Below are 11,765 nucleotides of genomic sequence, written 5' to 3' on the forward strand. Positions count from 1 at the left end.
GGTTCTCATAAGGATTATTATACTATTTTTGTGGAGTTATTTAAAAACCTCTAACACCATTCGAGCTATTTCCTTGGAAATTGACAAGGGGATTTCTTCATCAAACGATTGATTAAATGGGGGAGGAATGAAGTACGGGAGGGATTTGAAACCATTTAAGTATGTGAAGGTTGTCGAAAAAAGAGAGAACCATTGTTGGTGATTATTCAGAAAACACCATCACTTAGAGTTTATTCTTGGGAATAGGAGGGATGTTGCTTAGAGTGATTCAGGGCATACCCATTATATTTGGGGATTATTCCATCATGTTTTATGGTTTTTCAATCACAAATTACATTTGTATTCACCAAACCAGCTTAAACAGATCGAGTGGAGGAAAAAAAGAGACAGTATCCATCAAGAAAACGGATGAATACTATCTCCTTTTTTAATTAACTAGGCCAAAAAGAAGAGAGTTATTTTGAAAAGAACTTCTTAAACTCATCTTTATCCTGTAATCCTTCTATTCTCTTTATTTCTTTGTCTCCTCTGAATTTTACTAAGGTCGGGGTGCCGACAATATTATATTTTCCCCATCCATCTTCAAATTCTAATAAGTTATATTTATAAACGGTTATATTTAATTTTCTTGAAACGGAAACCATAATTGGTGTAGTTTCCTTGCAGTATTTACAGGAGGAACTATAAAAGTAAACAAATGTATCCTCATTACTGCGTTTCAGCTGTTGCAATAATTTTTTCGGTTGAATAATGTTTTGATAATTGGGATCATTTAATTGTTTTACTGTTTCGGGATGAAGATTCTTTTTTCCATATATATCAGATCCTTTTGTTTGTCCGTTGAAATAGAAAGATCCAAACCCAAATAGGAGTGCTGTACTAAAAAATATCAGTAATATTTTTTTCATTGTATTCCCCTCCTGATATTTATGAACGAAATAATGGAGATGACTAAAAAGCTTGTTAATGCTAAAAATGGAATAGTAATAAAACCAAACCAGTTTATATATTGTCCTGCGCAGGATACTTGGTTACACATGGTCCCTGAATGAGGGAACACCCCTTTTTGTAGGCCATAATGAAATAAGGAAATCAGCGAACCAATAATAGATAAAGTAAAAGCATAATGTGTAAAAAAGGACTGTTTTCTAATAATGGCTACGATTCCTAGGATAGCCATCGGGTACATTAAAATTCTTTGATACCAACATAATTCACAAGGAATATATCCAGCTACTTCAGAGAAAAAGAGGCTGCCCGCTGTAGCAAAAAAGGAAATCACCCAAATTACAAAGAGAATATTTACCTTATTTTTCATTCTTTTTTTCCTCTTTTGCTCTTTTTATTGCTTTACTCACATCAAGTACGGGTATCGATTGGTTATCTTCCTTATTAATTTTGGCTGTTTGAATGATAATTTTTTTAACTTCTTCAGGGTCTAAATTAGGATTTTCATTAATTATCAATGCTGCTGCACTGGCAACAAGTGGAGTTGCAGCTGAGTTTCCATCAAATTTTATTAATTCTTTTCTATTTGGCATGATTGTCTTAATATCATTACCTGGTGCAAAGATATCTACTTTTCCAATATCAGAAGGATTAATTACTTTGCTATTGCCTGCAATTGCTCCAACGTTGATGACCCCACTATATGAAGCGGGATAGTACTTTTTTTCACTAGCTTTATTTCCGTTAGAAGCTACGATGATGACCCCGTGATGGATGGCATTAGATACTGACTCTTCAAGTATAGGTTCATTTTTTGTAGTTCCCATACTAATGTTCAATACTTTAACGCCCTTTTTTACTGCTAAATATATAGCTGAAGCTAATTGTTTTGATGTCATTCCCATATCTGTACCCGCTTGGATAGAAATAATATGGGCATTTGGTAAAGTTCCAGTACCTTTATTTTGTCTAGCCAAAATACCGGCAACCATTGTTCCGTGCATTTGTTGTGAGGTTTTAGAAAGATCATCTAAGTAATATTGGTCAATATTTGATTCTTCTAAGTACTGATGGGTGGTTTGAATACCAGTATCAATTATTCCGATGTCAGGAGTTTTCCCTTTATAAGGAAAATAATTATTACCTGAAATTAATTTAATAGATTGTTCACCATGAGAATATTTAGTGCCTATGAAAAATGCCACAGAGAAAGCTACGAGTAATAAAACCGTTATAATAAGGGATTTTTTTTTCATATGTAAAACTCCTTTTTGAAAAAATTAATGTAAAGCACACTTTACTGTAAAAAACACTTTACAGTAAAGTGTGCTTTACATTATAATGGGATTATAAAGGTAAATAATTCTAAGTGAGGTGAATATGTATTGAAAAAATGTATACCTGATAACAACATTCCAGATTTAAGAATGGAGTTAAATATGTCACAAGAATTATTAGCTCAAAAAGCAGGAACGAGCAGGCAAACCATAATTTCAATGGAAAAAGGGAAATATTGCCCATCTTTGCCATTAGCAATGAAGATTGCCAAAATATTTAATCGACAGATTGAAGACATCTTTGTCTTCAGTGAGGAGGAAAAAAATGAATAAAAGGATTTCATTTCTAGGCTTAGGATCATTTTTTACTTTATTAGCAGGAATAATGATGATTGCGTTAATAATGGATTCAACGAATCATGGATTTAATTATAATTTACTGATAATGATTGCCTTAGCAGTTTTATCATTCTCTTGTGCTGCGGTATTACCACATATGCAAGACCAAGATGAAAGATCAGCTTTTATCAAACAAAAAGCTGTAAAAGTAACTTTCATTACTCTTTGCATTGTAGTGGCAGTCATTCTTATACTTGCCTCAACAAGCATAATTAGTTTAGGGGCAGTTCCCATTATCCAGGTAATTATTTCAATTTCGATTATTGTATCGTCAATTTCCGCCATTGTAATTGCAAAAAATAACTAAAAGCTTTCTGCTTACGCAGGAAGCTTTTAGTTTTATAGTAACTTGAAAAAACAATAAAATTAATGTCTCAATGCTTTTCCGAGACAATAGCCGATTGTCCCACCTGAACCAGCTGCACCAGCATATAGACATGGAGCACAAGCAGCTCCTGCTGTACCGACACATGCAGCTCCACATAAGAATCCTAATGCAGCAATAACTGCCCACGAAACTCCTTGGCTAGACAAACAATCATTAAAATATGAGAAGGACCATTGTGGTTGAACATCAGGCTTTTCGAATTGTACTTCCTGTACTTTTTTTCCATTTAACCAAGATGTTAATTCTGCGGCATCATTACTTGTTTCTTTTAATGTAACCTCAAGTGTAGAAGTTACTTTTTTATTGGAGTCAAACGTAACAGAAACACCATTGAATTTTTCTACATCAGAATTACCTTTTAAAGGTACTTTTACAAAATATCCACCGCCATCTAGTGATTTTACAATAGCGTCATGAAAATCAAGGTTACTATTTTTTAATGAATTTAAATCATAGTCTTTAAGATGTTTCTTGGTAATCTTCGTGAGATCCTTCTTTTCTTTGTCTTTTACGTCAGCCGTTTGTGCGTTATATTCCTCGACAATTGATGAAACTTGCATTGAAGCTCCATCTACTCCTGGTTCAGCCGCACCAACATTTCCAGCAAAAGTAGTCGCTGTAAAAGTAAATGCCATTGCACATACTGTAGCAACCTTAACGATTGGGGTGAAAATTCCTTTCTTCATTCAAACCACTCCTTTTTTTGTAAGTACATGTAAAAAGTTACCATGTTTTTTTCTTTAAAAAAGGAGATATTAATAGAGTTATAAATAATAGGTAATTTGAATCATTTTACAAAAAATTTAAATATTAAATGAATGGATATAAATAGGTGTATTAAATTTGCTTATAGATTGATCATTATTAACTTGCATTTTTAGAAAACTATTGAAATATTATCTTTATTTTGCAATAAAAAAACCCCCCTCATAGCTGCATTAATGTCTTCATATCTCAATGAAGTCTATTTTATGCTTGCTTTGAAGGGGAAATTAATGAAAGTAATAATGGTCATAGTATTTATTTTAATGTTGATTTGGAAGATCGTTGGTTATGGGCAGATTAATTTTAATACCATGGTGAAACGGTGTGGTTGGTAATAAAATTATTCCAATCGCAAGTATAGATAGTAGAGTTTTTTTCATAATCTCTCCTCCTTTCCAACCTATAATACAATACCATGGAAGAAAACAACAATTATAATAATGAGTATATTTGATTGTATAATTTCCATTTTTTGAAAATAGATAATAAAATATAAGTATAGTAATAATCTTGAGGATGTGTTTATTTTTGAAACCAAAAGAAGAAATAATAGGCGAAAAGATTAAACTCTTTAGAAAAAAAATTGGGCTTACTCAAAAAGAACTAGCTGCAGGAATTATTTCGCAGGCTCAAATGAGTAATATCGAAAAAGGAGAGGTAATTCCGTTATCTACAACATTGTACGAAATTTCCAACAGATTAGGTGTGGATGTAAATCTTTTTTACGAGTTTGCTTATAATGACCAGTATCAATATTTATCAGAAGTGAAAACTCGCATTAGGAAAGCTATTCGAAAGCGTGATTATAAGAAAGTCTCTTTTATTGTAAAGGAAGTCCTTGATAATCCATCTTTTAGTAATCCAAAGGAACAAAAATTTTTACTATGGCACAAAGGAGTTTCGGATTATTATCTTACAAAAAATCTTGAAGATTCATTGATTACTCTTGATAAAGCTCTTCATTTAAATAAAAAAAATGAAATTGTAGCAATTGTTGACATTGAAATCTTAAATAGTATTGGAATTTTATATAATGAAACACAACAATATGAAAAATCAGTAAAAATGTATAATCAAGCTTTTAGTAAATTTAATTCTTTGCTCGAACCTGCAGATTTTAAAGTCTGGGTAAGAATGTGCTATGGAACGGCAAAGTCTTTAAATAAATTGAATGAACATAAAAAATCTATAAATTATTGTCATGATGGTATAGCGGTATGCATCAAAGAAGAATCTTTGTATTTATTAGGGGAACTCCATTATGAAACCGGTCAAAACTTGAAAAGTCTTGGTCAAGTTAAAGAGGCTTACAATTCCTTTAATAAAGCTGTGAATATATTTGAAATTGAAAATAGGTTTAGTTATTTAGAAGCAACGAAAAAGAAAATTAGAGAACTATATTAATGAATGTTCATTAGAGAGAAACGCACTTAGAACATATAATTAATGTGGCCAATATATGAATGGATACAATAGAGAGCAAGACTTTATAGAGTTGACCATAAAAGGGACAAGCATCTTTCCTATTGTCCCTTTTTCCTTTCTTGATTAATCATCTCAATTTTCTGGATGGTGCCTGTCACCCTTTGGCTCCCTGATTTTCTTCCAATGCCCATTCGAAAAAGTTCATGATGTAGCATATTTCGTCGTCGGGGACGGTTAAGGCGTATTTTTTTTCTAGAGGAATGAGGATCTCTTTCAGGGTGTTGAACATTTGCTTGTTGTTTTCGATGTATGTGGCTTTTTCGGAATAGGAAACTGGGTTTTCATCTAAGTTGAGTCGGTCCAGCATGCAGCTGATGTGAAGGACGATGCCGATTAAATCATTTTTGTTGATCGTAGTGTTCAGGTGTTCTTGTACGGTTTCAAGAAATCGGCGGATATCGGGTACGATTTTTCTAGCATCGAGTTTTTCCAAGTGGTGATGGAGCGTCTCTTCCATGGAGAGGTAGATTTGCTCTTGGTCCACGAGTGTTTGGATTTCTTTTATTCCTTTTAACCTTACGACATCCTCTATCGAAAACTGAGGGTATTGATCTGTCAGGTGAAAATGGCTGACGATGCAGACGATTCTTTTCTCCTTCGACAATGTGTGGATGAGTCTTGCTGCTTCGGTTCTCTCCGAAATGTTGATGGAGATGAACTCGAAGTTGTTTTTGTCATAGGATAAGTACTTCTTCAGGGCGTTCTTGATGGTTTTCGCACTTCCATGGCCGGTAAGGCAGGCCGTCACAATGGCGAGTTTGGCAGGCTGGTCATGATTCACCGGATTTTTGGCCACTTGATAGTCTGCTGTCATGAGCTCTCCATATAATTCGTCCAATGAATATCCGAGCACGGCTTTTCGCACGATTTCCAACACATGTGGTGTACTGACCGCATCGATTGTTCTGACAGGCACACCTAAATCTTCTTGCAGTTTTTCCCCGAACGATACGAGCGATCCCATATCGACAAGCAGGAGCAATCCGGATTTTGTTTTTATCTTAAGAGCCATTTTTTTCAGTGATTCATAAGCGGCAGCCGTGCTCATATGAAGCGGCATATCGATCGATCTTGCATAGTTTTCATTCAACAATTGATTGACGGTATCGGCCATGGAGGAGGCTGTACTGTTTCCATGCATCATCACGATGACAGGAACTTTTTCACGGGATTCTTCCGGAAGCCCCATGTGCTCCGATTTGAAAAACATCGTTAAATAGCCCGCTTCGTCTATCGGCAAATTGACTTTCAAGTCTTCTTCGATCAACCGCAAGCTTTCCAGGGCGACCCAGAATTCTTGTTTATAAAAAGTTCTTAAGGAGTTCAGCTTCGGGTTCATGATTTCTTTTCCTAGTTTCAATCGCTCAATGGAAGTATGGATATGGAGAGCCAACCCCAGTGTGATTTTATTATCGAATCTTTTTTGAAGGCGTTCCTCGGCATATTGGATGATCTTTTCGCTTAGCTTGATGAATTTCACGTCAATGACCTTGAGCAGGTCTGCTGTATCCAGTTTTTGTTTGACGGAATTTATATATTGAGTGAAGGATTGTTCGATTTCGTGGTCCATCAATGTATTAATCTCATTTTTAGGTAGACCTTTGTCAGTTAGTTCGTGATGCTTTCTTTCGATTAAATCGTAGATATTTTGAGTTTGTTCAAAAGGGTCTTCGATCATAGGGGCGTCTTCTGCTTGCTTGCTGAATATGTAGTAGCGGTGATTCAATTGGATAGCCGGCTTATTATCCCTATAGGCAAGTCCTTCCCTTACATAAGCATTGAGATCGGTGCTGTTGATTTGGATTCTTTCTTTTTTCTCGGTGATAAAATCGGCATAGGCTCTCGCACAGGCGAGCTGGATATCATTTTTCAACTGTCCCACGTTGTTTGGACAAGGGTAGTATAAGAAAGAATATAGGGTATTCGCGGATACAAAGATTTCCTTCCCAAGCTGGATCGCTTCTTCTTTGAAGAAGTCCTTGATCATTTCATATCGTTCTTTTTCCGATCTCTCCCTTAGCGGAGGGATGGTGATGACCATGGGAATCCGCCTGATGAACGTTTGCAGCAAGGACGACTGTGCGTTTTCGGAGGTCGCGCAAATGATCATCACTTTTGCCGACCTTTCTTGATCGGCTTCTCCCAATTTTCTAAAAGTCCCATCGTCCAGGAACTTGAAAAACATCTCCTGTCCTTCTGGAGGAAGGCGATGGACCTCGTCCAAGAAAAGTATTCCTTGATCCGCCTTTTCGATTAATCCTTCCTGATCGACAGCTCCCGTGTAGGCGCCTTTTTTCACCCCAAACAAATGGCTGAGCAGCAATTGGGCGTTATTCGAGTAATCGGCACAGTTAAAGGAAACGAAATCATTGGAGAATCTTCCTGATTCCAGCCCGAAAGAATGCATCATCCTGGCAAACATCGATTTCCCTGCCCCTGTTTCTCCCATGATAATGGTATGCAACCCTTTCGGAGGATATAAAATCGCTGCCTTCCCTTGCTCGATTGCCACATGCAGGCTCGGGTTCTTTTGTGTGAATGTATCGATCTTGGATAAAATATGGTCCTTGTCCCCGTTTTCTTCCAAGCTGAAATAAATCGGTCGGCCCTTGCTCTTTTTCAATTTCCCTTCCTTATACAGATTATTTAAATCATGGCTCACATTTGCCCGATCAAGCTGCAGGTTCCTTGCAATTTGACTTGCTGTTGCCCCGGTATCCGCTCCCATTTCCTTGATCGCTTGAAAGATTCGCGTTTGTCTGTTCATGTAAATCCTCCTTTCCTATTATTCTGTCATTTACTTTATTTGGAATTAGTTTATCAAATTAGTAGATGATCTACAATGACCTGACACACTAAATGACACAGTAGTCAAAAGAGGACACAGTGTCCTTTCAACCCTTTGTTTATCCAGGATCATATACTTGGCATGAATCTTGCTAGATATTTGTAAACAAAGAAAGGGGAGGGAAAAATGAAAAATGAGGAATATCTTATTAGTCTGTGCAGCGGGGATGTCCACCAGTTTACTCGTTCAAAAAATGGAGAAAGAAGCGGCAAGCATGGGGCATGAGGGGAAAATATGGGCGGTGTCTGTGGATGAAATCAATGCGCATATCGATTCTGCCGATATTGTTTTGGTCGGGCCGCAAATCAGGTACAAGCTTCCTAAACTAAAAGAGCTCGGCAATGAAAAAGGCATCCCGGTGGAAATGATCAATCCGAGTGATTACGGGATGATGAACGCAAGGAATATTCTTGAAGCTTCTTTCAAAATCCTTGATGGAAAGGGTGCTTAAAGTGAATAAACTGCAAAATTTCCTCGATGTAAAATTGATGCCGATTGCCGGGAGGATTTCGGAACAGCGCCACCTGCAAGCCATTCGGGACGGAATCATTTTAGCCCTGCCCTTATTGATCATCGGTTCTTTTTTCTTGATCATCGGATTCCTGCCGATCAATGGCTACAACGATTTCATGGCAGGTATTTTTGGACCAAGTTGGCTCGATAAGCTCCTTTATCCAGTAGGGGCAACGTTTGATTTACTGGCCCTGTTTGTGAGTTTTGGCGTAGCCTACCGTTTGGCTGAAAAATATAAGGTCGACCCGGTTTCTGCAGGCGTGATTTCCGTTTCGGCCTTCATGCTGGCAACTCCTTTTCATGTTTCTTTTACCCCGGAAGGAGCTGGCAAAGCTGTTGAGGTCGGCGGGGCGATTCCGCAAGCATTGATGGGGAGTCAAGGGATGTTCGTAGCCATTATCTTAGCTATTTTATCAACCGAAATTTTCAGGAAGATCATTCAAAAGAACGTTGTCATCAAAATGCCGGATGGTGTTCCGCCCGCTGTGGCCCGGTCCTTTACTGCGTTGGTCCCTGCACTGGCTGTCATCATCACGGTATGGGTCTTAAGGCTGCTCATCGAACTGACGCCGTTTGAAAGCATCCACGCCATCGTCAAAGATCTACTGGCCACACCGTTGTCTTATTTGGGAGGAAGTCTCTGGGGCACGCTGATCGCCGTCTTTTTGATGATGCTCCTCTGGTCGATGGGGCTGCATGGCGATGCGATCGTCGGCTCGGTCATGGCCCCAATCTGGCTTCAATTGATGGACGAGAACCGAAAAGTATTCCAGGCGAATCCCAATGCAGAATTGCCTCATGTCGTCACACAGCAATTCATCGACCTGTGGCTGAATATCGGCGGGACCGGGGTGACCTTGGCGCTTGTCCTGCTCATGCTGATCCGGGCTAGGAGCAAGCAGATGAAACAGCTCGGGAAGCTTGCCTTCGGGGCAAGTTTGTTCAATATCAGTGAACCGGTTGTCTTTGGCACACCGATCGTCATGAATCCGACGTTGTTGATTCCATTCATTCTCGCGCCGCTCGTCTCGGTTGTCATCACGTATTTTGCGATGGATTGGGGCTGGGTCGCCAAACCGAATGGCGTGTTGGTCCCGTGGACTTCACCAGTTCTGGTCAGCGGTTATTTAGCAACAGGCGGAAAGATTTCCGGAATGGTCCTGCAAGCCGTGAATGTCGTTGTTGCCATGTTGATTTATTATCCATTTTTCAGGGCATGGGATAAGAAAAAGATGGAAGAGGAGCTGAGTTCTGAAAAAACTGCTGAGCCGGCTGTCAAGACCAATACACTGGACATCTAGATAAGGAGGAAGGAGAAATTATGCTATCGATGGAGGAAAACTCGTTCAGGATCATTCTAAAGGGCGGCAACGGAAAAAGCTTTGCCATGGAGGCCATAGGTGAAGCGAAGATGGGAAGGTTTACGGAAGCAAGGGAGCTGCTTGACCAGGCGGCATCCGAGTTGATAGAGGCTCACCATATCCAAAGCGAATTGATTCGCCAGGAAGTGAATGGAAATGAGCAGCCATTATCCCTGCTTTTGATCCACGCCCAGGATCATCTTATGAATGCGATGACGGTTAAAGATTTGGCAAGTGAGATGGTCGAGATGTACGAAAGGTTCCAGGCGAAGGGGGCGATGGAATGAGCGGGGCAGGCTTGAAGATTGTCACCATCGGCGGGGGATCCAGTTACACACCGGAATTGATCGAAGGATTCATCAAGCGGTATGAGGACCTCCCTGTAAAAGAGCTATGGCTGGTGGATATCGAAGAAGGGGCCGGAAAGTTAAAGATCATAGGCGACTTGGCCAAACGGATGGTCAAAAAAGCAGGGGTGCAATTGGAGATTCATTTGACATTGAATCGCGAGGAAGCGTTAAAAGGCGCCGATTTTGTCACCACCCAATTCCGGGTCGGCTTCCTGGAAGCACGTGCCAAGGATGAGCGTATCCCATTGAAATACGGGGTGATCGGACAGGAAACCAATGGACCGGGGGGATTATTCAAAGCGCTGCGGACCATCCCAGTCATCCTGCAAATCGCAGAAGAGATGGAACGACTCTGCCCGGATGCCTGGCTGATCAACTTTACGAACCCCGCCGGAATCGTCACGGAGGCTGTGTTGCGGTACAGCCATTTTAAAAAAGTCATCGGGCTGTGTAATATTCCGATCGGGATGAAAATGAAAATTGCCTCCTTTTTAGGGGAAAGTCCCGAAGATATCCAGATTGATTTCGCGGGGCTGAATCATATGGTCTTCGGACTCAACGTCTATCGAAAAGGCGAAAACATTACGAAAGATCTCATCGAAATGAAAAGCGGGGGCGAAGAGTCAGGCATGTCGGTAAAAAATATTGAGGATATTCCGTGGGAGCCGGAGTTTTTAAAGGGACTTGGGATTTTTCCTTGCCCGTATCACCGGTATTATTACCAAACCTCCAAAATGCTTGAAGAAGAAATGAAAGCGTCAAAGGAGAAAGGTGTGCGCGCAGAAGTGGTCAAGCAGATTGAAGAAGAATTGTTCAAGGAATATCAAAACGTGTCCCTCGATGTGAAGCCGCCTCAACTCGAGAAGCGGGGCGGAGCGTATTACAGCGATGCTGCTTGCAGTCTGATTGACTCGATCTACAACAATAGAGGTGACGTGCAAACGGTAAACACAAAAAATAACGGGGCGATATCCAGTCTGCCAAGGGATTCTGCTGTCGAGATCAACTGCATCATCACCAAAGATGGTCCCAAACCGATTGCCATCGGCGACCTGCCCGTATCGGTCAGGGGGCTTGTCCAACAGATCAAATCTTTCGAACGGCTCACCGCCGAAGCGGCCACAACCGGCGACTATCAAACAGCCCTGGTCGCCATGACCATCAATCCACTAGTACCATCAGACACGCTGGCTAAAGTCATTTTGGACGAAATGCTGGAGGCGCATAAGGAGTATTTGCCTCAGTTTCATAGAAAAGTTAATTGAAATTTAGTTTAGTAAGAAAACACCGTCCAGCTTTATTTGGACGGTGTTTTTCGTCTTGCTGTTAACCGCCGCCATTCGAGCTATTTCCTTGGAAATTGACAAATGGAGTCCTTGATCAAACGATTGATTAATTGAGTGGGAAATTAAGGGAGAACTCGGTTTGAGA

General features: G+C 39.8%; 12 protein-coding genes. 7 read left to right on the top strand and 5 right to left on the bottom strand.

Annotation, left to right across the window (positions count from 1 at the left end):
* Positions 1-455: 455 nt before the first annotated feature.
* Genes D9X91_RS12700 through D9X91_RS12710 form a run of 3 tightly spaced genes read right to left on the bottom strand, consistent with a single transcriptional unit; the run spans position 456 to position 2,204 of the window.
* On the bottom strand, positions 456-908 hold the full coding sequence (locus D9X91_RS12700) for a thioredoxin family protein (RefSeq protein WP_121681007.1): 453 nt from the start codon (positions 906-908) through the stop codon (positions 456-458).
* Positions 905-1,318, bottom strand: coding sequence for a disulfide oxidoreductase (locus tag D9X91_RS12705; RefSeq protein WP_121681008.1), 414 nt, complete (start codon positions 1,316-1,318; stop codon positions 905-907). Before D9X91_RS12705 ends, D9X91_RS12700 begins: the two co-directional genes overlap by 4 nt.
* Positions 1,308-2,204 carry a S8 family peptidase gene (locus D9X91_RS12710; RefSeq protein WP_121681009.1) on the bottom strand — a complete coding sequence of 299 codons (897 nt, stop codon included), beginning with the start codon at positions 2,202-2,204 and terminating at the stop codon, positions 1,308-1,310. Before D9X91_RS12710 ends, D9X91_RS12705 begins: the two co-directional genes overlap by 11 nt.
* A gap of 171 nt (positions 2,205-2,375) precedes the next feature.
* On the opposite strand from D9X91_RS12710, the gene D9X91_RS12715 reads away from it, so the two are divergent.
* Both D9X91_RS12715 and D9X91_RS12720 read left to right on the top strand, forming a co-directional pair.
* Entirely contained in the window at positions 2,376-2,558 is a 183-nt protein-coding gene (locus D9X91_RS12715; RefSeq protein WP_121681074.1) for a helix-turn-helix transcriptional regulator, read from the top strand.
* Positions 2,551-2,931 (top strand): hypothetical protein, encoded by a 381-nt coding sequence (locus tag D9X91_RS12720; RefSeq protein ID WP_121681010.1) that lies wholly within the window; start codon positions 2,551-2,553, stop codon positions 2,929-2,931. Before D9X91_RS12715 ends, D9X91_RS12720 begins: the two co-directional genes overlap by 8 nt.
* A 59-nt stretch (positions 2,932-2,990) precedes the next feature.
* On the opposite strand, the gene D9X91_RS12725 is transcribed toward D9X91_RS12720, so the two are convergent.
* Positions 2,991-3,698: a hypothetical protein gene (locus D9X91_RS12725; RefSeq protein ID WP_233569786.1), complete on the bottom strand. Its 708-nt coding sequence runs from the start codon at positions 3,696-3,698 to the stop codon at positions 2,991-2,993.
* Positions 3,699-4,305: 607 nt separating this feature from the next.
* Here D9X91_RS12725 and D9X91_RS12730 point away from each other — a divergent pair.
* Positions 4,306-5,181, top strand: coding sequence for a helix-turn-helix domain-containing protein (locus D9X91_RS12730; protein WP_158598313.1), 876 nt, complete (start codon positions 4,306-4,308; stop codon positions 5,179-5,181).
* Positions 5,182-5,356: 175 nt separating this feature from the next.
* Here the strand turns inward: D9X91_RS12730 and D9X91_RS12735 are convergent, their stop codons facing one another.
* Positions 5,357-8,029: a sigma 54-interacting transcriptional regulator gene (locus D9X91_RS12735; protein ID WP_121681012.1), complete on the bottom strand. Its 2,673-nt coding sequence runs from the start codon at positions 8,027-8,029 to the stop codon at positions 5,357-5,359.
* Between the two features lie 214 nt (positions 8,030-8,243).
* Between D9X91_RS12735 and D9X91_RS12740 the strand changes: the two genes are divergently transcribed.
* Genes D9X91_RS12740 through D9X91_RS12755 form a run of 4 tightly spaced genes read left to right on the top strand, consistent with a single transcriptional unit; the run spans position 8,244 to position 11,599 of the window.
* Positions 8,244-8,561: a PTS sugar transporter subunit IIB gene (locus tag D9X91_RS12740; RefSeq protein WP_121681013.1), complete on the top strand. Its 318-nt coding sequence runs from the start codon at positions 8,244-8,246 to the stop codon at positions 8,559-8,561.
* Between the two features lies 1 nt (position 8,562).
* Positions 8,563-9,924 (top strand): PTS cellobiose transporter subunit IIC, encoded by a 1,362-nt coding sequence (gene celB / locus D9X91_RS12745; RefSeq protein ID WP_267900814.1) that lies wholly within the window; start codon positions 8,563-8,565, stop codon positions 9,922-9,924.
* A 20-nt stretch (positions 9,925-9,944) separates the two neighbouring features.
* Positions 9,945-10,271 carry a PTS lactose/cellobiose transporter subunit IIA gene (locus D9X91_RS12750; protein WP_121681014.1) on the top strand — a complete coding sequence of 109 codons (327 nt, stop codon included), beginning with the start codon at positions 9,945-9,947 and terminating at the stop codon, positions 10,269-10,271.
* Positions 10,268-11,599 carry a 6-phospho-beta-glucosidase gene (locus D9X91_RS12755; protein WP_121681015.1) on the top strand — a complete coding sequence of 444 codons (1,332 nt, stop codon included), beginning with the start codon at positions 10,268-10,270 and terminating at the stop codon, positions 11,597-11,599. Before D9X91_RS12750 ends, D9X91_RS12755 begins: the two co-directional genes overlap by 4 nt.
* Positions 11,600-11,765 lie beyond the last annotated feature (166 nt).

This window comes from Falsibacillus albus (assembly GCF_003668575.1).
GTDB classification, from domain to species: Bacteria; Bacillota; Bacilli; order Bacillales; family DSM-25281; genus Falsibacillus; species Falsibacillus albus.